19 protein-coding genes are annotated in these 20,664 nt (G+C 63.3%); 11 read left to right on the forward strand and 8 right to left on the reverse strand.

All coding sequences use genetic code 11. The features are described 5' to 3' along the window. Nucleotides 1-14 precede the first annotated feature (14 nt). The 5 genes from AC5Y21_RS14230 (at nucleotide 15) to AC5Y21_RS14250 (ending at nucleotide 5,567) form a co-directional block, all read left to right on the forward strand. Complete coding sequence (locus AC5Y21_RS14230; protein ID WP_499913088.1) at nucleotides 15-443, forward strand: hypothetical protein; 429 nt, start codon at nucleotides 15-17, stop codon at nucleotides 441-443. Nucleotides 444-491: 48 nt separating this feature from the next. Next, nucleotides 492-1,568: an NAD(P)H-dependent amine dehydrogenase family protein gene (locus AC5Y21_RS14235; RefSeq protein WP_499913089.1), complete on the forward strand. Its 1,077-nt coding sequence runs from the start codon at nucleotides 492-494 to the stop codon at nucleotides 1,566-1,568. Nucleotides 1,569-1,730: 162 nt separating this feature from the next. Continuing rightward, nucleotides 1,731-2,102, forward strand: a complete 372-nt coding sequence (locus AC5Y21_RS14240; protein ID WP_499913148.1) for a hypothetical protein — start codon at nucleotides 1,731-1,733, stop codon at nucleotides 2,100-2,102. A 202-nt stretch (nucleotides 2,103-2,304) separates the two neighbouring features. Then, the gene (locus AC5Y21_RS14245) at nucleotides 2,305-2,748 is read left to right on the forward strand and encodes an MmpS family transport accessory protein (protein WP_499913090.1); all 444 of its coding nucleotides are present in this window, start codon (nucleotides 2,305-2,307) and stop codon (nucleotides 2,746-2,748) included. After that, nucleotides 2,745-5,567 carry an MMPL/RND family transporter gene (locus AC5Y21_RS14250; protein ID WP_499913091.1) on the forward strand — a complete coding sequence of 941 codons (2,823 nt, stop codon included), beginning with the start codon at nucleotides 2,745-2,747 and terminating at the stop codon, nucleotides 5,565-5,567. The genes AC5Y21_RS14245 and AC5Y21_RS14250 overlap by 4 nt, the downstream gene beginning before the upstream one ends. Before the next feature lie 15 nt (nucleotides 5,568-5,582). On the opposite strand, the gene AC5Y21_RS14255 is transcribed toward AC5Y21_RS14250, so the two are convergent. From AC5Y21_RS14255 to AC5Y21_RS14275, 5 genes are all read right to left on the reverse strand, one after another. Further along, on the reverse strand, nucleotides 5,583-7,019 hold the full coding sequence (locus AC5Y21_RS14255) for an FAD-dependent oxidoreductase (RefSeq protein WP_499913092.1): 1,437 nt from the start codon (nucleotides 7,017-7,019) through the stop codon (nucleotides 5,583-5,585). Nucleotides 7,020-7,141: 122 nt separating this feature from the next. Continuing rightward, nucleotides 7,142-8,065, reverse strand: a complete 924-nt coding sequence (locus tag AC5Y21_RS14260) for an alpha/beta hydrolase (RefSeq protein ID WP_499913093.1) — start codon at nucleotides 8,063-8,065, stop codon at nucleotides 7,142-7,144. Nucleotides 8,066-8,152: 87 nt separating this feature from the next. Further along, nucleotides 8,153-8,641, reverse strand: a complete 489-nt coding sequence (locus tag AC5Y21_RS14265) for an SRPBCC family protein (RefSeq protein ID WP_499913094.1) — start codon at nucleotides 8,639-8,641, stop codon at nucleotides 8,153-8,155. A 248-nt stretch (nucleotides 8,642-8,889) separates the two neighbouring features. Then, entirely contained in the window at nucleotides 8,890-9,831 is a 942-nt protein-coding gene (locus AC5Y21_RS14270) for an acetoacetate decarboxylase family protein (RefSeq protein WP_499913095.1), read from the reverse strand. 94 nt (nucleotides 9,832-9,925) lie between these two features. After that, complete coding sequence (locus tag AC5Y21_RS14275) at nucleotides 9,926-10,633, reverse strand: type 1 glutamine amidotransferase domain-containing protein (protein ID WP_499913096.1); 708 nt, start codon at nucleotides 10,631-10,633, stop codon at nucleotides 9,926-9,928. Nucleotides 10,634-10,906: 273 nt separating this feature from the next. Between AC5Y21_RS14275 and AC5Y21_RS14280 the strand changes: the two genes are divergently transcribed. Next, on the forward strand, nucleotides 10,907-11,581 hold the full coding sequence (locus AC5Y21_RS14280; protein WP_499913097.1) for a TetR/AcrR family transcriptional regulator: 675 nt from the start codon (nucleotides 10,907-10,909) through the stop codon (nucleotides 11,579-11,581). Here AC5Y21_RS14280 and AC5Y21_RS14285 read toward each other — a convergent pair. Continuing rightward, nucleotides 11,578-12,570: an NAD(P)H-quinone oxidoreductase gene (locus AC5Y21_RS14285; RefSeq protein WP_499913149.1), complete on the reverse strand. Its 993-nt coding sequence runs from the start codon at nucleotides 12,568-12,570 to the stop codon at nucleotides 11,578-11,580. The genes AC5Y21_RS14280 and AC5Y21_RS14285 overlap by 4 nt on opposite strands. A 262-nt stretch (nucleotides 12,571-12,832) precedes the next feature. Beyond that, a complete protein-coding gene (locus AC5Y21_RS14290; protein ID WP_499913098.1) occupies nucleotides 12,833-13,798 on the reverse strand; it encodes an NmrA family NAD(P)-binding protein in 966 nt (321 codons plus the stop codon). 35 nt (nucleotides 13,799-13,833) lie between these two features. On the opposite strand from AC5Y21_RS14290, the gene AC5Y21_RS14295 reads away from it, so the two are divergent. The 5 genes from AC5Y21_RS14295 to AC5Y21_RS14315 are packed head-to-tail and all read left to right on the forward strand — an operon-like array spanning nucleotide 13,834 to nucleotide 19,111. Then, entirely contained in the window at nucleotides 13,834-14,844 is a 1,011-nt protein-coding gene (locus AC5Y21_RS14295) for an alpha/beta hydrolase (protein ID WP_499913099.1), read from the forward strand. Then, on the forward strand, nucleotides 14,844-15,704 hold the full coding sequence (locus AC5Y21_RS14300; protein ID WP_499913100.1) for an SDR family NAD(P)-dependent oxidoreductase: 861 nt from the start codon (nucleotides 14,844-14,846) through the stop codon (nucleotides 15,702-15,704). The genes AC5Y21_RS14295 and AC5Y21_RS14300 overlap by 1 nt, the downstream gene beginning before the upstream one ends. Before the next feature lie 28 nt (nucleotides 15,705-15,732). Further along, the gene (locus tag AC5Y21_RS14305; RefSeq protein WP_499913101.1) at nucleotides 15,733-16,653 is read left to right on the forward strand and encodes a ferritin-like domain-containing protein; all 921 of its coding nucleotides are present in this window, start codon (nucleotides 15,733-15,735) and stop codon (nucleotides 16,651-16,653) included. Further along, entirely contained in the window at nucleotides 16,650-18,152 is a 1,503-nt protein-coding gene (locus tag AC5Y21_RS14310; RefSeq protein WP_499913102.1) for a flavin-containing monooxygenase, read from the forward strand. The genes AC5Y21_RS14305 and AC5Y21_RS14310 overlap by 4 nt, the downstream gene beginning before the upstream one ends. Before the next feature lie 14 nt (nucleotides 18,153-18,166). Continuing rightward, a complete protein-coding gene (locus tag AC5Y21_RS14315; RefSeq protein WP_499913103.1) occupies nucleotides 18,167-19,111 on the forward strand; it encodes a MerR family transcriptional regulator in 945 nt (314 codons plus the stop codon). Here the strand turns inward: AC5Y21_RS14315 and AC5Y21_RS14320 are convergent. Beyond that, entirely contained in the window at nucleotides 19,095-20,447 is a 1,353-nt protein-coding gene (locus tag AC5Y21_RS14320) for a salicylate synthase (protein ID WP_499913104.1), read from the reverse strand. The genes AC5Y21_RS14315 and AC5Y21_RS14320 overlap by 17 nt on opposite strands. Nucleotides 20,448-20,664 lie beyond the last annotated feature (217 nt).

Consider the following 20,664-nt stretch of genomic DNA (forward strand, 5'->3'; position numbering starts at 1 on the left):
TAAGGAGCCCCACGATGACAACAACATCGCCTGAGGAAAAAGCCAACCCGACCGAGGACCTGCCTCCGGGCACCACTCCGTACTACGCGCGCATGCACAAGTGGATCAAGCGCGCCACGCTGGTGTGTCTGGTCGCCCTCGTCATCGAAGGAGCCTTCACCCTTCCCTTCATGGCGGTCTACTACGGCTACCCGACACTGAGCCTCACCGAAATCTGCAGCGAACTGCTGAAGATCCGCTACTCCAACGACACGCTGGAGTGCAAGTACCCCTACCCGCCACTGGGACCGCCGGAGGGCGCCGAAAGCAAAGCCACCGCACGGGACAAATGGGGCATCCAACCAACCCCGCAATACCATCGGCTCGGATTTCGCGAGTTGGTGCGCATCCACGACGAACGCATCGCTCGCCAACACGTCGCGCAGCAGCACGCTCACCCGTGATCGCGAACCGCTCAACACCGCGTCGGTGACGCTCGAGAACGGACGAAAATGCGTAGAGTGATTCAGTTTTCGACCGGAAACGTCGGACGCCATTCGCTGCGCGCCCTGATCGGGCGCCCCGATCTCGAGTTGGTGGGCGTACATGCCGCCAGTCCGGACAAAATCGGCCGGGATGCCGCAGAGCTCTGCGGACTCGACACCCGCACCGGTGTCATTGCAACCGACGACATTGAAGCGCTCATCGCCCTTGGCGCCGACTGTGTTGTCTACACCGCGCAGGGCGAGACAAGGCCCAACGAGGCCGTCGAACAGTTGAGCAAGTTCCTGGCCGCGGGCGTCAACGTGGTGTCCACGTCAATGGTGTGGCTGGTCACGCCGCATCTTGCCGACGACTGGCTGCGCACACCGCTGGACCGGGCGTGCAAAGCCGGCACTACCTCCCTGTACGTCAACGGCATCGATCCCGGATACTCGGGTGACTCGGAAGTGCACGCCGCGCTGAGCCTCGTCACCCGGGCCCGCTCGATCACGGTGCAGGAGATTTTCGACTACGCCAACTACGACGACTTCGAGTTCACCGGCAAGGCAATGGGTTTTGGCCTGCCGGCCGATACCGATGAGAAGCCGATGCTGTTTCTCCCCGGCGTCATCACCTCGATGTGGGGCGGTCCCGTGCGCAACCTCGCCGACCAGCTCGGCATCGAACTCGACGAGCTGCGAGAGCGAGTCGAAACCTGGTACACACCGCAACGGATCGAATGCGCAATGGCCACAATCGAACCGGGCCAGATGGCGGCGGCTCGCTTCGCCGTCGAAGGCGTGCGCGACGGCGTTCCAGTCATCACCATGGAGCACGTCAACAGACTCACGTCGGCATCGGCGCCGGACTGGGATTACCCACCCGACAACCGAATCGGCGTTCACCGCGTCGTCGTCGAAGGTGAGCCCCGCGTCGAGCTGAATACCCACGTGTCCCACCCGCTGTTCGATCCGACCGAAGCCGGGTGCATCTCGACCGCGGCTCGAGTCGTCAACGCCATCGAGTGGGTGTGCGACGCACCGGCCGGTTTGGTGGCGGTAGAAGACATTCCACCGGCAAAGACCATCCGCGGATTGATGTGGTGACGGCAACCCGACCGAGGTCAGCGCACCAAGAAGTTTGGGGTACCGTCTGCAGGAGTCTTCGGCGACTGCGAGGATGCTCCGACTGCGGAGCGAAGGAGCGGAATATTGAACTATGATCTGGCTCGGATTCTCGCCATACTCGCCTTCGCGCTGCTATTGGTGATGGTTACGTTTGCTTTTGTCTACGTAAAACGGCTGGAGAATCGGAAACCTACTGCCCCGATAAGCGACGAAATAGGTAGCAGTAAAACGGTTCTGATAAAACTACGCAAACGAGAGCCGATGTCGAAGGACGAGTTGGATTTCGCGAGGCAAGTCATTGCCGATCGTTCTTCCCCGATGGCGTTCTGCATCCCCGGTGCTCTATTTACGCTGGGGTGCTTTTATGTGCTCGGCAGTCTTGAACACTTGCATGGAGCGAGGCCGTCCGAGCGGACATTCCTCGGCGTGTTCCCCATGTTGGCCGCTACAAACTTCACGATTCGGATGCTTCTCAGCGCAAGGTTGAAACGGCGTCTGCCGAAGGCATCCTGACGGCCCACCAGTCCGCCGTGCCATCGGCACCGGCAGGTGATAGCGTCCGCACACCTGGTGTTCGCGGTCAGACCCAGTGCTGGTAATCTCTGCACGTTCGCATATCAACCTAGTTGATATACGACACCCGGTCTCCTTGCACGAAGATTGGGGACGGAGCGAGAACACGAGGTCTAAGGCCAGATTCTTCAGAGGTGATCGAGTGAGCCCTCGTTCGGTTGGCAGAACTGTATTGGCGCGAACCTGGATGCCTCTGGTGGCCGTCGTTGCGCTCACTTGCGGTGCGGTGGGCATGTGGAAGGTGCACCAGTTTTCCGCGCCCGGGCCCGTCATCACTGTCAATGGTCCGGCAGCACCTGAGCAGTCCACCCCCAAAGAGCTCAGGTATGAGTTGTTCGGCTCGGTCGGCGACGGTGGCATGCTCGTCTACCTGGACATCGACGGGCATCCGCATCGGGTTGATCTCACCAGCTTGCCGTGGTCGCACACGGAGACGACCACGCTCACTGTGGTGTCCGGCAGCGTCTCGGCGCAGGTTCATGGTGGTCAACTCGGCTGCCGGATGCTGGTGAATGGGGTTGTCCGCGACGAACAGTCCGATAACCACGGGGATGCGCATGTCATGTGCAGGGTGAAATCAGCATGAGCGACTTGAGCGAGCATCGGGTGAAACGACCCTTCGTCCCCAGGACGGTTCGCGCCCTCGCGATACCGATCATCGCCTTCTGGGCCCTTCTCGCCGTGTCGACGAACACCTTCATGCCGCAGGTAGAGAGGGTCGCAGAAGAACTCGCGGGGCCGATGGTCCCGCACTATGCGCCGTCTCAGCGGGCGTTGCTGAGCATCGGCGCAAAGTTCCACGAGTCCAATTCGACCAATTTGACCATGCTCGTGTTGGAAGCCGACCGGCCGCTGAACGATGACGACCATACGTATTACGACAAATTGGTGCGCCGCCTGAAGGACGACCCCAAGCATGTGCAGTACGTCATGGATCTGTGGGGGAAGCCGCTCACCGCGGCTGGTGCGCAGAGCGTCGACGGCAAAGCCGCGTACGTGCTGTTGCGTCTCGCGGGCGATATCGGACAAATGCAGGCGAATGAGTCCGTTAACGCCGTTCGGCATATCGTCGAGGCGAAAAAGCCGCCGAAAGGGCTCAAGGTCTATGTCAGCGGCGCGGCTCCGCTCGCCTCGGACACCGTGGCTATTGCCAACTCGAGCTTGAACAACATCACGATCGTCACGATCTTGCTCATCGTCGCGATGTTGCTGCTGGTGTATCGCTCCATCAGCAACCTGCTGGTGCCCTTGCTGGGGGTTCTGATCGAGATGCTTGTCGCGAAGGGGGTTATCGCCACCCTCGGCCATCTCGGGTACATCGAGCTCTCCTCGTTTGCCGTGAACATCGTCGTCGCGCTGACCTTGGGAGCGGGGACGGATTACGGCATATTTTTGATGGGCCGCTATCACGAGGCGCGACAGGCCGGCGAAAGCCGGGAGGACGCCTTTTACACCGCCTACAAGGGTGTCACTCCCATCATCATCGGCTCGGGGCTCACGATCGCATTGGCGTGTGCCTGCTTGACTTTCGCGCGACTCAACTATTTCCACACGATGGGGCCGGCCGTCGGAATCGCCATGCTGTTCAACATCGCGGCGGCTATGACGCTCGGGCCGGCCATATTGACCGTGGGCAGCCTCTTCGGGCTGTTCGACCCGAGACGGTCGGTCAAGGCGCACCTTTATCGGCGGATCGGGACGAGCGTGGTGCGGTGGCCGGTCCCGATCCTTGCGGCCAGTACCGCTGCCGTCCTACTCGGGGCGATTTTCGTGCCGTCGTACCGGCAGAATTACGACGACCGTCAATACCAGCCACACGATGCCCCCGCCAATCAAGGTTTCGCGGCGGCCGATCGACACTTCCCGAAGAGCAAGCTGTTCTCGGAAATGCTCATGGTCGAGACGGATCACGATATGCGGAATTCAGCTGACTTCATCTCTCTAGACCGGGTGGCCAAGAGTCTCATTCGGCTTCCCGGTGTCGCGATGGTGCAAAGCATCACCAGACCCCTGGGTCGACCCCTGGAACACGCCACCCTCCCCTACTTGTTCACCACGCAGGGCAGCGGCAACGGTCAACAGCTCCCGTTTAACAGGCAGCAAAACGCCAATACCAGCCAGCAGGCACAGATCACGGCGCACACCGTCGCGGTCTTGCGGAAAGAGATCGGCTTCTTCCAAAACATGTCGGATGAGCTGCACAAGACGGTAGTCACCGTCGAGGATCTGGAACGCGTCACCCAGGAGATGAATTCGGAAATCTCAAATGTGGACGATTTCTTCCGGCCGATCAAGAGCTATTTCTATTGGGAGCGCCACTGTTTCGACATCCCCATCTGCTGGACGTTCAGATCGCTATTCGACGCGCTCGACAACATCGACAAGTTGGCCGCCGACATCACAAACGCCAAAACCTCACTCGAGGCCGTCGACCGGATCTTGCCGCAGATAATAACTCAGCTGAAACTCACGGCCGACGATTCGGAAGCGTTAGCCGCTCTTTTAGTCAGCACCTACGGCCAGGCGGATCTACAGTCCACCCAGACCGACCAGACATTCGACGACCTGGTCAATGTGGGGCTCGACTTCGACCGCTCCCGCAGCGATGACTTCTTCTACATTCCCCACGAGGGCTTCGACAACGAGGACGTCAAGACCGGTATAGCGCTCCTGATGTCACCGGACGGCAAGGCTGCCCGGTTCATCGTCACCCACGAGGGGGACGCGATGGGCCCCGAAGGCGTGGAACACGTCGAACAGTTCCCCACGGCGATAACCACGGCGCTGAAAGAGACGTCGTTGGCCGGGGCGAGGGTTTATATCGGCGGTTCCGGATCGAACGACAAGGACATCAAGGAATACGCCGCATCGGATCTGCTCATCGTGGCGATCGCCGGCTTCGTGCTGATCTTCTTGATCATGTTGTTCCTCACGCGAAGTCTGATGGCCGCCTTGGTCATCCCCGGTACTGTGGCCTTCTCGTACGCCGGGGCGTTCGGGCTCTCCGTGCTGGTCTGGCAGCACCTCATCGGCCTGCCGCTGCACTGGCTGGTATTGCCGCTTACGTTCATCATCCTGGTGGCGGTGGGTTCGGACTACAACTTGCTGTTGATTGTCCGGGTCAAGGAGGAGATCCACGCCGGGCTGAACACAGGCCTCATCCGCGCCCTCGGCAGCACTGGCGCTGTGGTGACGTCCGCGGGTTTGGTGTTCGCCTTCACCATGCTGGCGATGCTCACCAGCGATCTCAGAACTATTGGCCAAGTGGGTTCGACCGTGTGCATCGGCTTGCTGCTCGACACCCTGATCGTGCGCTCGTTCGTCGTGCCGTGCATCCTGCGACTCTTCGGGCCGTGGTTCTGGTGGCCAACACTGGTGCGCTCCCGTCCGCTTCCGCAGCGATAAGAGGACACTCGGCGGCTAGAAGTTCAGCCCGGAGAACATCACCCGGCCGGGATCGTACTTCTGTCGTACGGCGCTCAGCCGGGACATATTCGGGCCGAAGTATCGCGCCGGCGGCTGGTTTGGCTCGATGTAGTTCACATAGCCGCCAACCGAATACGGTTTGACCGCTTGGTGTGCGGTGTTGAGCCAATTGCTCGCTGCCGTCGGGTCACCCGATGTTTCGACGTACCACTGCACCAGCGCGGACTGCTGACGCCACGGAAAGGCGGTAGCCGCCGGTGGCACACTCGCGAGGGCCCCGTCGAGCGCGTGCATGATTGCCAACATGCGGCCCGCGCCGCGGGGAAAAGTGTCCACCGCCGAGGCGATTCCCTGCGCGGCTGCGGGGGTGATCGTCGAGAAAACGTCGGATCCGCCGACATATCCGAGTGGCGACGGGTTGAGGTTCCCGACCGCGAGATACCGCACCAGGTCCATGTAGTTGAACGTGTGGTTCTCGGTACCCGTCGGTTGCATTCCGACGGCTGACGTGATGGCGGCCGCCGCGCTGTTACCCGACCCGGCGGGGCAGGTGGCCAGGATACGACAGTGCGATCCCGTGGCGTCGACGGTGGCGTCCGCCAGCGCCCAGCTGTTTCGGTCCGCGGTGCGCAGCCAATTCTGCCAACCGACGAGCACCTGAGCGAACGACTGCGGCGGGAAATTGAGGTTCACGACGTCGACGTCCTTGGTGGGGAACGTCGCGAAGGTCAATGAGGTTGTCACGCCGAAGTTGCCGCCACCGCCGCCACGCAACGCCCAGAACAGGTCGGGGTTGCTGGCGGCAGACGCGTTGACCGCCTGGCCGCTGGGCAGCACTACGGATGCGGATGTCAACTGGTCACAGAGCAGGCCCGCGTGCCGGGAGTTAGGGCCCATCCCGCCGCCCAGGGCGTGCCCCGCGGAGCCGACCGACGGGCAGGTACCTGTCGGGATGCCCCGCCCGGCAGCGGCCAAAGCTTCATGCATCGCGTACAAACTGGTAGCGGGCGTCACCGTAACGTGCCCGCTGGCGGCGTCGTAATTGACGCCGCCGGGTAACTGGCGCAGATCGATCACCATGGCGCCGTTCGCCGTGGACGCCCCCACATAGGAGTGCCCACCACTGCGCGGAGCGACCTTGAGGTTGTGGGCGGTAGCGAATGCCATTGCCTTCTGCACGTCCGCCGGCGAGGTCGGGGTCACGATCGCTGCCGGCGTGAACCCGTTGTAGTTGGTGTTGAAAACCTGTTTTCCCGTCGCGAATTGGGGACTATCCGGTAGCGACACCTTCCCGCCGAGGGCGGCGGAAAGACCGTCCCAGCCGGAGGCATTCGGCGCGGCGGTAGCCCGCACCGAGCCGAAAACCGCGCCGGCGGCTAACGCTCCTGCGGCACCACGCAGGAACGTCTGGCGGGAGATCTCACGCGCCAACGCCGGGCTCCCGCGATTGCCTCATGCCCCGCATTGTCGATCGCGAGGCGACCAAGACCGCGGTGCCATGTCGCGTGACACCGAAACGTGGCCGAACCTTTACCCAACCTGGATCGGGTCTCTCAATGCGATTGCGGGCCCGGAGCGGTGGCACGTGCCACGTGCGCGGCGATGCGAGCGTACGCCTGGCGGGTCACCTCGGTAGCCTCGCTCATGATGTTGTAGCCGTGGTCGACGCCGGGCACTTCGTAGTACTCGACCAACGCCCCGACGGCAGCGAGCTTGTCGGCATAGCTGCGGGCTTCGTTGCGAAGTCGGTCTTTCGCGGCGGTCACCACCAAAGCCGGTGCGATGCCGGCGATTTCGTCGGCGTTAGATCCCCAGGCCGGGGAAGCCAACCGGTCGCGTCGTTGCGCTGGGTCGGGAATATAGGCGGTGTCGAATACCTCGCCCATCCATGGTTTCAACACCGCCTTGGCGCCTGCCGTCGATGGCTTGTCGCGGGTGGAAGTCACCAGGTCGAGCGGCGCATAGTGCAGTACCTGCAGGGCGATTGCCGGACCGCGGTTCTCCAATGCCAGCCGGGCCGCCGCCGCGCTCAGGTTGCCTCCTGCGCTTTGTCCGCCGACGCACAAGCGGGTGCCGTCCCAGTCATCCTGCTCGGCGGTGGCGGCCCAGCACACGATGTCGTAGATCTGTTGCGGCGCTGCCGGGAAGCGATGGCGTGGTGCCAGCACGTACTCCGGATTGAGCACCACTACGTCAGCCTCCGCAGCCAAGTACCGGCACCACGGATCGTCCTGTTCTGGGTGACCGATTACGAACCCTCCGCCGTGGACGTTCACATACACCGGCGCGGACGCGGTCGCCGCCTCCGGATGGTAGACAGTCGCGGAAACCGGGCCGTACCGAGTGGGAACCGTGATCTTCGACGTGCGGCCACCGATGGCCGGGAAACTAACGGCAGCCTTGGCGGCCGGATTGACCGTCGCGGCGAACAGCCGGGCGACGTTGTCGGCGACCGCGGGTATGGAAAGTACTGACATTTGTCAGGAAACCCTACGACATCCAAGAAACAGCGCCGGATCAACTGGTCATGCGATGCCTCTTCCTGAGTGCTGAGGCTCTCACCGCTACTGGTTGTCGGCATCGGCGGCGAGCTCGCCGAGGTGGCGCAGTGAGTTCTTCAAGTGATCATCGGCGAACGGCGGAAACTGGATGTGCTCACGTAGCGTGGGCGACACCGCCGACCAGTCGTAGGACAACGTGACCTGAGTTTCGGACGGACTCACCTGTGTCAGGTCATACCGCCAAATCCACCCACCGAATTCAACGTTGCCGTTGCCGGCGATGTCTTGTCCCGGTTTCCACGCGATGGTGCGCGGCGGGTCGAACACCACCACCTGGTTCGCCATCTCGTAGGCTCGTCCGCCGTAGTTGTCGTGATACATCGCCATCCGGAACATCTGTCCCACGTCGGTCAAATGCTGACCGTCGAGCGATTGCCGGACCCAGCCCGTGCCGTCGATAGCGGCGTGGGTTGCCGGGTCGGCGAGGATGCGAAACACGGTGGCGGCCGGCGCTTCGATGGTGGCAACCTCGCTGATTGCGTCGTCGGTCATGATGTCTCCTGGTGCTGTTGGTTTACCGATGTCGTCGATACAGACTCGGGTCAGCAGGAAAACTCATCGCGGTGATGAGGTACGACATACGTACTTGTGCTCGAGGGCACGCGATGCACACAGCTGCGGCCGATTCTCAGGCCGCGGGATTCAGCCCCCGCCGTTGCCGGTATCGATGACGCGCCAACACAATCGACCGGCTGATATCGACCATTCTGGAAAACCCTGCCAGCGAACAAGGTTGATGATCAGTTGGGCGCGATCCGGGAGCGCGACGACGTGTTCGGTACCGAGATGGGCACCGGCATATGCAGGGCGAGTTGGCCTTCGGTGGTGACGTCGAGCTGAATCGTCGTTATCGGCTTGAGCGATCGCAAGTCATCAGACATTCGCCCGGTCCCGATCTGCAGATCGATGTGGCGTGGGAAGCGCGCCGTCCCAGCGGACAGCACATTGGTCTGGTTGAACGTGGAATGCCAGGCACCGTCGATCGAGGTGTAAGAGGTCAGCGAGGAAACCCGTTGTCCGGTCGGGTATCTGGTTTGCGCGGGGGTAACTGCCGACAGCGCCAGGTCGGTGCCGCCGGTGTCGTTGGCCACCCGGGCGGTGGTGCGGTCGACATCGATGTCCACGTCGATCTCGGTGACCCACTTCGGGAATCCATAACCGTCATGCCCTCGGACCTGGGCGATCTCGGTGTTCACCGGTAAAGACAGCACATAGGAATGCAGATGGTCATCGACGAGGCCGGTGACCAGATCGAACAAGCCCGGCCCGCTGTGGCGGGCCGGTCGCACCGCTACGCCAACAGCGGCTTCGGTGTAGAAGTCGATGTCGCAGACGTCATAGCGGAAGAAGATCACCGAGATCAGCCCCAACCCCGGCGCGACCTCCAGGGGTGCGAACTCCTTGGGCAGACGGGTGCGGATCGCGCCCGAGCGGGCCAGCATGGTCAGCCGTGCCGTGGAGATGCGGTAGTAGAAGTTCGGGGTGAACGTGGGGCCGATCCGCGAATCAACCTTGGTCTTGGGCAGCTTGCGGAAGAAGTCCACGCTGGACACTCGTGGATCGCGGGCAACCTCATCGAGATCGGTCTCCATCCGGTACCGGTCGTACAGACCGCCTTTCGGAACCGTGACCGCGTGCCCACCCAAGTCGACCTCGACGATGTCCTGCTGGGTCGGTGACATCACAGCAGCCCCCTCACTGATTATGTATGCACTGCTCACATCAGGCTAATCCGGTGATGTGAGCACTGTCAACACCGCGGCCGGGTGTCGGAGCTCACGCTGCGGCGGCGTCGATATCGGCCACGAGGCGCTGCGCGAGCTTTTCCGAAGATTGTGGATTCTGCCCGGTGTAGAGGTTGCCGTCGACGACCAAGTGAGGGCGCAACGGAAAACCTTTGGAGTAATCCACACCGGCTTCCTTCAACTTGTCTTCCAGCAGCCACGGCGCCTTCTTGGCGAAGCGGTTGAGCAGCTCCTCGCGGTTGGACAGCCCGGTCATCTTGCGGCCGGCGAAGGGCGATCGGCCATCGGCTTCGGCCGCCGCCAGGATCGCCGCAGGTGCGTGACACAGCAGAGCCAGTGGGCGCCCCGAGGCCAGTCGGTGGGTCAGCAACGCGCCGGAAGTCTTGTCGTAGGCAAGGTCCTCCATCGGGCCATGCCCGCCGGGATAGAAAATCAGATCGAAGTCGTCCGGATCGACGGTGTCCAGAGAAACGGGATGGTGGAGCACACTCTGGATACGGTCCAGGTTGCGTTCGACTTTGCGGCGCGTCCACGGCATCCCACCGGAGATTCCGAGGCTGAGCTGATCCAACGTCGGAGGCTTGCCACCCGGCGTCGAGACGGTGATGTCCCAACCTGCCTCGGCGAAGATGCGGTAGGGCATCGCCACCTCTTCGGCCCAAAAACCCGAGGGATGTGCCGTCCCGTCATTGAGTGTCCAACGGTCGGCTGCCGAAATCACCATCAAAACCTTTGCCATGACTCAATTCCTCCCGATGTACAGTCCGCCAGACCCGTCGTCCGACGGGGTCGGTCTCCCCGCAACATGCCGTGAGGCCGGTCGGGTCAAACACTCCTGCCCCCTGATGTATACAGCGCTCACATTAGCGATCGATGGTCGCGGCGTCAACGGGGCGGTCCTTGAAGCCAAGGTCCTAATATTGCGAACCCCGTGTTGTCCTCGCGCACAGTTAATGAGCAGTGCTAACATCATCCGGAATGTAAACAGTGTCAACACCCGGTAGGTTCAGATATGCCAATGTCGTCCACGCGCTATCACCACGGCGATCTTCCCGCTGCGCTGGTGCGTGCCGCCATCGACCTTCTCGAGGAAGGTGGGGCGGCCGACCTGTCGCTCCGCGCGGTGGCACGACGCGCCGGAGTATCACCCTCCGCTCCGTACCGCCATTTCGCCGTTCGCGACGAGCTATTGTCCGCCGTGGCCGCCGTGGGCTACCGCGAACTGGGCGAAGCATTGGCCAAGGCGTGTCCCGCGCCGAATTCGGCCGACGACCTCGCCGACATCGCGGTGGCCTACGTGCAGTTCGCACTCACGCGACCCGGGCTGTTCCGGGTGATGTTCGGTGAGCCGTGCGATCCCAACGCCCCCGACCGGGTAGCGGCAGTGGAAGCAATCCACGAATATCTCAACTCCATTGTGCAGCAAGTGCTTCCCGCTGCTGATCCGGACGCGATGCCGACAGCCATGTGGGCCCTGGTCCACGGTCTGGCTTTTCTACACCTCGACGGCAAGTTGGACGCCTCCTCCACGCGGGCCGTCTCCAAAAGGGTCCGGGCAGCGGTGCGCGCAGCGCTCCAGATTCCCGTTAATGCCACCCCAACACCTATGGCCGGCCAGCGCCGTCCCGGCCGAAGCGGTTCAAAATCCGCCGCAACGGCCCGAACAAGCCGAGTGAGCCGCGGCTAGGGTTGACCCACCGTCAGCACCACCTTGCCGACGGACTTCGCCGAATCCAGCAACGCGTGCGCCTCGCCGGCATCGGTGATCGGCACTTCAGCGGAAACCACCGGCGCGACGGCGCCATCGGCGATCAGTGGCCACAAACGTTGCCGCAGTGCGGAAATGACCTCAGCCTTGGACCCAGGGCCGTTCTGGGGACGGCGCCGCAGATTGCTCACGTGCACCGATCCCCGCTTGAACAACAGCAGCCCCAGATTGAGCTCCGCGCTGGCCCCGCCCTGCAGCGCGATGATCGTCAGGTGCCCATCCTCCGCCAGGGCTTCGACATTGCGTTGCAGGTAGCTGCCGCCCATGATGTCGAGAATGACGTTCGCACCACCGAGCTCTTCGGTCACGACCTTCGCGAAATCCTGGTCGCGGTAATTGATCAACGTCTGCGCCCCGAGCTCCCGGCAGCGGTCCAACTTGAATTGCGATCCGGCCGTGCCCGCTACGTGAGCGCCCAGAGCCCGACCCACCTGGATGGCATGCGTACCGATGCCACTGCCGCCACCGTGAATGAGGACCACCTGCCCACTGCGCAGACCCGCAGTCATCACCACATTCGACCAGACGGTGGCCGCGGCCTCGGGCAGCGCCGCCGCCGCGGTCACACTTACACCGTCGGGCACCGGCAGCACCTGAGTGGCCGCCACGTTCACCCGCTCGGCGTAACCGCCACCGGATAACAACGCGCACACCTCATCACCCGAGCGCCAATCTCCAACGTCGGAACCGACTTCGGCGATGACACCAGAGATCTCAAGACCGAGGGTGTCGCTGGCGCCGGGCGGAGGGGGATAAAACCCTTGCCGTTGCATCACATCGGCACGGTTGACTCCGGCGGCCACCACATCAATGGCAACCTCGCCGGGACCCGGGGCGGGTAGGTCGTCGACCTGTGCCCACGCCATCACGTCGGGGCCACCGAATCCGTTGAGCGTGATCGCGTACATGCCTGCTTCTTCCCTCGCTTGAATGTATACGCTGCTCACATTAGTGAATTTGTGAGCATTGTCAACATCGACGGAATTCGGGCGCATGGACACACGGAGAGGGAAACGATTGCCCCAAGCTGGTAGCAGCAAACCGCCGTACTTGAATACCTAATTGCGCAAGGCCATTTGGCGGTTGGCGTCTTCAGGATCGTCGCGCCCGTGTTGACGTACCTGAGGACAGGCCGCTCGAACCCGCATGGTGTGCAGACCCAGCGGCGGCTCAGGTCCAGGCGCGTTCGTGCCAACGCCAAGCGCTGTCATGCAGGAACTGCTCGAGGCTGCGTGGTGGGCGACCCAACAGTTGGGCCACCTGGTTGGTCAGAGGTTGGTTTTGGCCGAACCGGGTCAGCGTGTAGACCGCCGCCATGAAACCTATGCTGTCCCAGCCGACCCCGCGGCCGTGCAGTCGGGCGGCGAAATGCAGCAGACCGGGGTGGGTGTAGGTAACCTGAAATCCCATTGCTTGGGTGAGGCGTTCTGCGACCTGAGACATGTTCAACGCCACCGCACCGGTGAGGTGGTAGGTCTTGTCGCGGTGGGACGCCGGGTCAGTCAACTCCAGCGCGGCCACCTCCGCGGCGGCGCGGGCATCGATGAAACTGGTAAACCCTTTGCCGGCCGGAATGAACAACTCGCCGCGTTCGACGATGTCGGTGCCGTGGGAGGAGATCATCCGGTGCAGGTTCTGCATGAAGAAACTGCACCGCAGGATCGTCGAGGTCATCGAACTCGCGCGCAGTGCGGCTTCGACCTTGTAATGCGGAATGAAACGGGCCCGGTCGGCGCCGAACACCGACACATACACGACGTGGCGACACCCGGCCCGCTGGGCTGCCTGGACAACCGGCAGCACCGAGGTGCGTGCCGCCCGATTGCTCGGCAGCGTGAACAGCAAGAACATCGTCTCAACGCCGTCCAGCGTGCCCGCCCAGGTGGCGCGGTCGAACAAATCGAACCCGCAGACCTGAGCCTGCCCTGCCAGTCGCTCGGCGAGCTGGTCGGGATGCCGACCGGCCACTCGCCACTCCGTTTGGGGAGGATTTGCGCGCGACACTTCGACCAGCTCGTGTCCCACATTTCCCGATGGTCCGGTGATTAGCAGCACCGCCGCTGTATAGCACCACCTCAAGCAGCCGGCACCCCACTTTGCCGATAGGTTCTCGTCAGAAACGGCCAAACCTGCCATTGACTAATGTCACCATTTGCGATTGACTGCGTCGCATGGACGACGTCGTCCCGGCCCGGGGGTCACTGCGCTCCCGTGGCGCGGCAGCGGTCAGTACGTACACATTGCGGCCACTGAGCGGGCTGATCCCACCGGAGCGGGCGTGGGGGATCTGGCTGTCGCGGCAGCTCATCGCCAGGGTCATGAGCACATTCGGTCCTTCGCTGGCGGGTGCCCGCGTCGAACACGTCGACACAACGCTGCCCGACGGACGACGGGTCAAGGGCGAATGGGTGTACGGTCCGCGCACCCCAACGAGCGAAGCCTCGCGCTCGTCGACGGGCGGGGAAACTATCTACTACGTACACGGCAGCGGTTACGCCGTGTGTTCGCCGAAAACCCATCGACGGCTGACGTCATGGCTGTCGTCGCTGACCGGCCTGCCGGTCTTCAGCATCGATTACCGGCTGGCACCACGCTATCGCTTCCCCACCGCGTCCGACGACGTCCGAGCGGGCTGGGACTGGCTGGTGGAAACGCGTGGTGTGCCGCCGAAACAGATTGTTATTGCCGGTGATTCGGCGGGTGGCCATCTTGCGGTAGACATGCTGCTGCAGCCCGAGGTCGCCGCGAATCCCCCTGCCGCGCTGGCGTTGTTTTCGCCGCTCATCGACTTGACCTTCGCGCTCTCGCTCGCGCGCGAACAGATCCGGCGCGATCCGGCCATTCGGGCCGCGACGGCCGCCCGTCTGGTGGGCCTGTACCACTCCGGCATCGATCCCATCCACCGCCGCCTGACGCTCGACGTGGCCGGCGGGCCGCCGCTTCCGCCGACCCTGATCCAAGCGGGCGGCGCCGAAATGCTGCAAGAGGATGCGCGCCGGCTCGCCGCGGACATCCAGACCGCAGGCGGAAGGTGCGAACTGCAAGTGTGGCCTCATCAGGTGCACGTCTTCCAGGCATTACCCAAGATGACCCCCGAGGCCGCAAAGGCGATGGCTTACGTCGCCCGGTTCATCACCCACGCGCTGCAGGATGCGCGCACACTCTCCACCGAGGCGGGCTGATGGTGCTCGGGCCGCTGGACAAGCTGCTGAACAAGGCCAAAACCAGTCGCGGCGCCTCGGCAGTGGTGACTGGCGCCGGCAGCGGGATCGGCGCTGCGTTCGCCATCGAACTGGGCCGCCGCGATGGCGCGGTGGTTTGCAGTGACATCGACGAAGCCGCAGCACAAAACACAGCCGACGCGATCGTCGAACAGGGTGCGAAAGCGGTGGCGATCCGCTGCGACGTATCCCGATTCGACGACGTGTGCGACCTGGCCGAGCAGTCGCAGGCCTGGTTCGGCGCACCGCCCACCCTGGTGATCAACAACGCCGGCGTCGGTGCCGGTGGCGCCGCCATCGGCGATGTGCCGTTGGACGATTGGTTGTGGACCCTGGGCATCAACCTGTGGGGACCCATTCACGGGTGCCACGTATTCACCCCGATTCTGCGTGAAGCCGGCACGTCTCATGCCCCGCGCGGCATCATCAACGTCGCCTCGGCGGCGGCGTTCGGCGCAGCTCCGGGAATGGCCGCCTACAACGTCAGCAAAGCCGGCGTGCTATCGCTGTCGGAGACCCTGGCGGCCGAATTATCCGGCACCGCAGTCAGAGTCACGGTGCTGTGCCCGACCTTCGTGAAAACCAATATCGTCGGATCGGGCCGGATCACCGAGGAGTCCAGCGAACTGGCTACGAGATTGATGCGCTGGACCGGGTTCTCGGCAGCCAAAGTGGCGCGGATATGCCTGGACGCACATGACCGCGGTGAACTCTATTGCATGCCGCAACTCGACGCCAAGGTCGGCTGGAACGTCAAACGTCTTGCTCCACAGTCATTCACGCGCGTAGTTGGCCTGGTATCCCGGGTGAACAGGCACTGATCACCCGTCGAAACGGAAGGAGCTGCAGGTGGCCATCGAGATGGAAGCCATGCTCGCCAAGATCAAGGATCGCCAGTGGGCGCTCGCCGATATCGATTGGGAGGCACCCGGCGCCGATACCATCCGGCCCGAGTTCCGTCCGAAGCTCAAGGCGTTCATGGCCGACCTCTGCTGGATCGAGAATATCGGCGCTCGCGGCTTCGCGGCGCTGGCCAAGAAGGCACCCAATCCGACCATCGCCGAGATCTACCGGTACTTCCACGCCGAGGAACAACGCCACGCCAATGCGGAGCTGGCGTTGATGAAGCGCTGGGGAATGCTGAAGGACGGCGAGATCCCGGAACCCAACGTCAACATCCGGTTGGCCATCGAGTGGTTGGACACCTTCGCCGACGACATGCCGCTGTCCGTCCTGGGCACCGTGATCCCGATGCTGGAGGTGGCACTGGATGGTGCGCTGCTGAAGTTCCTGCTGGAATCCGTGGAGGATCCGGTCTGCCACCAGGTATTCGAAAAGATCAATAACGACGAATCGCGGCATATCGCAGTTGATTTCGAGGTGCTGGAGATGATCGGCCACGCTACCGCGCGTCGGCTGGCGATCGAATTCGTCGGCCGCTTCGCCTCGCCGGCCCTGATTCTGGGAGTGGTGATGTACGTGCCGCTGCTCAACCGCGTGCGCAACGAAATGGCCGGCATGGGCATGGAACCCGAACGACTGTTCAACGCGGTCAACCGTTTCAAGCAACTCGGCGAGCGCGGCGAACGCACCCGCCGGGTCCCCACCTACAAGTTGCTCAAGCGACACGGTATGTGGGTGGTCAACCCGCGGCACCCCTACCAACTGCTGGCCAATTCCATGGTCTGGCTGTCGGACTTCTATCCCAAACCGCTGCTGCGGCCGATGCCCAGCTGGTCGCGGGAACTGACTCACAAGCCGGCGGCGTGACGATGGCACGCGAACGCGTCTACGCCACACTGATCGTCGGTGCCGGTTTCAGCGGGCTCGGGGCGGCGATTCGATTGGCCGAAACCGGGATCGACGATGCCGTCATCCTGGAACGCTCGGACCGGGTAGGCGGGACCTGGCGCGACACCCGGTATCCGGGCGCCAGCTGCGACGTACCGTCGCTGCTGTACTCGTATTCGTTCGTCAAAAACCCGACGTGGTCGCGAACGTACTCCCCCGCCCCAGAGATCTACCGGCACATCGAGGAAATGGCGACCAGATTCGACATTCGTCGTCACATCCGGTTCGGTCACGAGGTCACCGGGCTGACCTTCGACGAGGGCGCCGGTGTGTGGACCGCAACGACGAAGACCCGCAAACGCTTTCGTGCTCGCACCGTCGTGCTGGCGTCTGGACCGTTGTCGGACGCCAACTTCCCGGACATTCGCGGATTGGACAGTTACGAGGGGCACAAGATTCACAGCGCCCGTTGGGATTCGGACTACGACTTCACTGGCAAGCGCGTCGCCGTCATCGGTACCGGCGCCAGCGCGATCCAGATCATTCCCGAACTCGTCAAGCGGGCCGGCTTCGTCAAGGTCTTTCAGCGCACGCCCGGCTGGGTGCTGCCCCGCCTGGACGTCGCCACGCCACCCGCGGTGCAGGCGCTGTTCGCCAAAGTCCCCGCTACCCAACAACTTGCCCGGCAAATACTGTTCTGGGGACACGAAGTCACCGCTGCCGCGATGGTATGGAACACCCCGCTCACTTCGCTGGTCGCCCGGCTTGGCCAAGCGCACATCCGCGCGCAGGTCAAAGACCCGTGGCTGCGCCGTCAATTGACGCCGGACTTCGCGCCGGGCTGCAAGCGCATGCTGGTCTCCAGCGACTACTACCCCGCGCTGCAGCGCGCCAACTGCAAACTCATCGACTGGCCGATCGCGACGCTGAGTCCCGCCGGCATCCGCACCAGCGACGGCATCGAACACCACCTCGACTGCATCGTGTTCGCCACCGGTTACGACGTCCACCTGACCGGGCCTCCGTTCCCCGTGACCGGACTCGGCGGCCGGTCGCTGGCCACCGAATGGGCCGACGGCGCACAGGCTTACAAGAGCATCAACGCGCACGGGTACCCGAACCTGTTCTTCATGACCGGACCGAACTCCGGTCCCGGCCACAACTCGCTGCTGGTCTACATAGAAGGTCAACTCGACTACGTGGCGCGCGGAATCAGCACAATCCTGGACAACAATCTGCGCTATCTCGATGTGCGCGCAGAGACCCAACGACGCCACAACGAGCGCATCCAGCGACGGCTCACCAAGACGACCTGGATGTCGGGATGCCGAAGTTGGTATTTGACCAAAGACGGATTCAACGCCTCCATGTATCCCGGAACCGCGACCCAGTATCTTCGGCAGATGCGCGATTTCCGCTATTCGGACTACGACGCGGTCGCCAACGACGCCTCCGTCTTGGTCACCTCGTCCGCTTGACGCCGCATAATCCCATGGCCCCCGACCGACCAGCACGACCCGAGCCCGGCACGATCGGCAGCGTGTTGCACAACGTGCGACGCGCGCCCAACCGGCTGCGGCGCCAATCGCGCGAGTTCCGCGAGTTCGTCGAGACCGCGGTGGCACAGCTATTCGACGCGGCGGCCAGCCATCCGCAAGACATCGCGGCGTCCGGCGAGTATCGGATCGACGACCTGGCCCGGCTGGCCGGCACCACCACCCGTAACATCCGGGTCTACCGCGATCGCGGATTGCTGCCTCCCCCATTGCGTGTCGGCCGCATCGCATTATTCAACGACACTCATCTGACCCGGCTGCGCCTGATCACCTCGATGCTGGACCGCGGATACAACATCGCGCATGTCCGGGAAATGCTCAGCGCGTGGGAGGAGGGAAGAAACCTCGGCGACGTCCTGGGCCTGGAGACGGCCATCGTAGGCACCTGGACCACCGAGAAGCCGCAGACGATGCCGCTCTTCGAAGCCAAGCGACTCGTCAACGACGCGCGCGCGTTCGAGCGGCTGCTGGCGCTGCAGGTGATCCGGGTCGAAGGTGAACAAGCCACCATCACCAGGCCCAAACTCATTGAGGCGTTCAACGAGATCCGCGGCTACGGCATCAGCACGGACAAGCTGATCGATCTGCACGAGCAGATCCTGCCCAAGATCGACGAGATCAGCGACATGCTGGTGCGCGCCGGCGCCGAACATGTCCAGGACCGCATCAAGCCGGGTGAGCCGTTGCCCGCAGACGCCGAGATCGCCGAGTTGATCACCATGCTGGTCCGGTTCCGCACCCAAGCCGTGGCGACCGTCACCGCCACCCTTGCGTCATCGATCGAATCGACCATCGAGTCGTTGGTCAGCCGGGTACTTGCCGACTACCTGGTGCAATCCTCGGAACCGGCGCTGCGAACTGCGGCTAGCGACGCGCAATGAGATACGGCGCGAGGGTGGACAACTTCTCGCAGGTCTCCTCGAATTCCCGCTCCGTTTGCGATGCTTCGATGATGCCGGCCCCCGCTCGCAGCCAGGTTTTCCCGTCGCATTCGTAGGCAGCCCGCAGCGTCAGCGCCGCGTCCAGGCCACCGTCGGCCGAAACGGTAAGGATCGCACCGGAATACATACCGCGCGGGCCTTCGTCGAGGCGCAAGATCGCTTCGACACCTGCCGCTTTCGGGATGCCCGAGGCGGTGACCGCTGGAAAGAGCGCCTCCAGCGCATCCATTCGGTCGCTCGACGGGTCCAGCTTCGCACTGATCGTGGAGCCGAGGTGCTGCACACTCCCCCGCTCGCGCACCGTCATGAAATCGGTGACGGCCGCGGTGCCCGGCTCAGCGATCTCGCTGATGTCCTGAAGCGAGCTACGCACCGAAATAGCATGCTCGACAATCTCTTTGGAGTTCGACTCCAGCTCGTCACGAGCCTGACGGTCGCGCACCCGGCCACGACCGAGCGGACGAGTCCCCGCCAACGGCTGGGTGATCACCTCGCCGTCGTGGTGAATGGAGGCAACAAGCTCCGGGCTGTATCCCAGGGCGCGAATACCACCCAGCCGCAACAAGAATGACCGCACCGGCGTGTTGTGGTGACGGCCCAGCCGGTATGTCGACGGGAAGTCGAGCGCGAAAGGCACTTCGATACAACGGGATAGGATCACCTTGTGGTAGTCGCCGCGTCCAATCTCACGGACTGCGGCCGCCACGCGATCGCGATAGCCGGACGAGTCGGCCGTCACGTCAACCGCGCGCGCGCTCGACAGATTGCGCACACCGTCGCCGATAAGCCGGCGAACGGTCTCACAGACGTCATCGTCAGCCCCGACAAGGTGAACCGCCTCCCGGGTCACCACGATTCGGGTGCGCGGCCAAAAGACGCGTGCCAGCGGGGTTTTTGGCGCCAGCCGCTCCTGCAACCCGTAGCGGTAGACGCCGAATTCAAAGGCGACCCAGCCAAAGACCTGATCGGTCTCCAGCAGCAACCGGTCCACGGCTTCGGCCAACACCTGCCCCGGCCGCCCCGACCACTGTTGGCACTGGGTTACGCCGTCGCGAACCACCCGCAATTCGTCGCTGTCCAACTCGACCATCGCCACTACACCGGTGGCCAGAACCCATTCGCCGCCGTTCTCGTAGAGCAGGTATTCCTCGCCCCCCCGCTCAGGCAGCAGCGCGGCCAGCTCGGCTGCCAGGTCGGCAGGGTCGATGTGGGCGGGCAGTGGAATCGACGGTGTCGCGGTGCCCACAGCACCCGTCTTGACGCTGACCTCGGTCACAGCTAGTAAATGTAGCCTAACCTATGAAACTTTGCGCAGCCTGTTCCGCTTGAGGGCCCCGACCTGGACAGATCCGGATAAATCTCGCGTGGAATTAAAGGGCGGACCCCGTCCGGCGGTCGGGCGCGTCCTGCTTCGTCCGGCCGCTTCCGCGCCCAGCGGCTCCCCGTTTCGGCAGGCAGCAGCGGCGGGCGGGTGGACCAATCCGGTCATCGCG

Source organism: Mycobacterium sp. NGS41 (assembly GCF_059812725.1).

What these genes read in the sequence shown, in the direction of transcription:
- AC5Y21_RS14315 (WP_499913103.1), top strand. Translation starts at nt 18,167, where the DNA reads ATGGCCCCCGACCGACCAGCACGACCCGAGCCCGGCACGATCGGCAGC.
- AC5Y21_RS14265 (WP_499913094.1), bottom strand. Translation starts at nt 8,641, where the DNA reads ATGACCGACGACGCAATCAGCGAGGTTGCCACCATCGAAGCGCCGGCC.
- AC5Y21_RS14300 (WP_499913100.1), top strand. Translation starts at nt 14,844, where the DNA reads ATGGTGCTCGGGCCGCTGGACAAGCTGCTGAACAAGGCCAAAACCAGT.
- AC5Y21_RS14230 (WP_499913088.1), top strand. Translation starts at nt 15, where the DNA reads ATGACAACAACATCGCCTGAGGAAAAAGCCAACCCGACCGAGGACCTG.
- AC5Y21_RS14295 (WP_499913099.1), top strand. Translation starts at nt 13,834, where the DNA reads ATGGACGACGTCGTCCCGGCCCGGGGGTCACTGCGCTCCCGTGGCGCG.
- AC5Y21_RS14240 (WP_499913148.1), top strand. Translation starts at nt 1,731, where the DNA reads ATGGTTACGTTTGCTTTTGTCTACGTAAAACGGCTGGAGAATCGGAAA.
- AC5Y21_RS14285 (WP_499913149.1), bottom strand. Translation starts at nt 12,570, where the DNA reads ATGTACGCGATCACGCTCAACGGATTCGGTGGCCCCGACGTGATGGCG.
- AC5Y21_RS14280 (WP_499913097.1), top strand. Translation starts at nt 10,907, where the DNA reads ATGCCAATGTCGTCCACGCGCTATCACCACGGCGATCTTCCCGCTGCG.
- AC5Y21_RS14235 (WP_499913089.1), top strand. Translation starts at nt 492, where the DNA reads ATGCGTAGAGTGATTCAGTTTTCGACCGGAAACGTCGGACGCCATTCG.
- AC5Y21_RS14260 (WP_499913093.1), bottom strand. Translation starts at nt 8,065, where the DNA reads ATGTCAGTACTTTCCATACCCGCGGTCGCCGACAACGTCGCCCGGCTG.
- AC5Y21_RS14270 (WP_499913095.1), bottom strand. Translation starts at nt 9,831, where the DNA reads ATGTCACCGACCCAGCAGGACATCGTCGAGGTCGACTTGGGTGGGCAC.
- AC5Y21_RS14275 (WP_499913096.1), bottom strand. Translation starts at nt 10,633, where the DNA reads ATGGCAAAGGTTTTGATGGTGATTTCGGCAGCCGACCGTTGGACACTC.
- AC5Y21_RS14290 (WP_499913098.1), bottom strand. Translation starts at nt 13,798, where the DNA reads ATGGCAGGTTTGGCCGTTTCTGACGAGAACCTATCGGCAAAGTGGGGT.
- AC5Y21_RS14250 (WP_499913091.1), top strand. Translation starts at nt 2,745, where the DNA reads ATGAGCGACTTGAGCGAGCATCGGGTGAAACGACCCTTCGTCCCCAGG.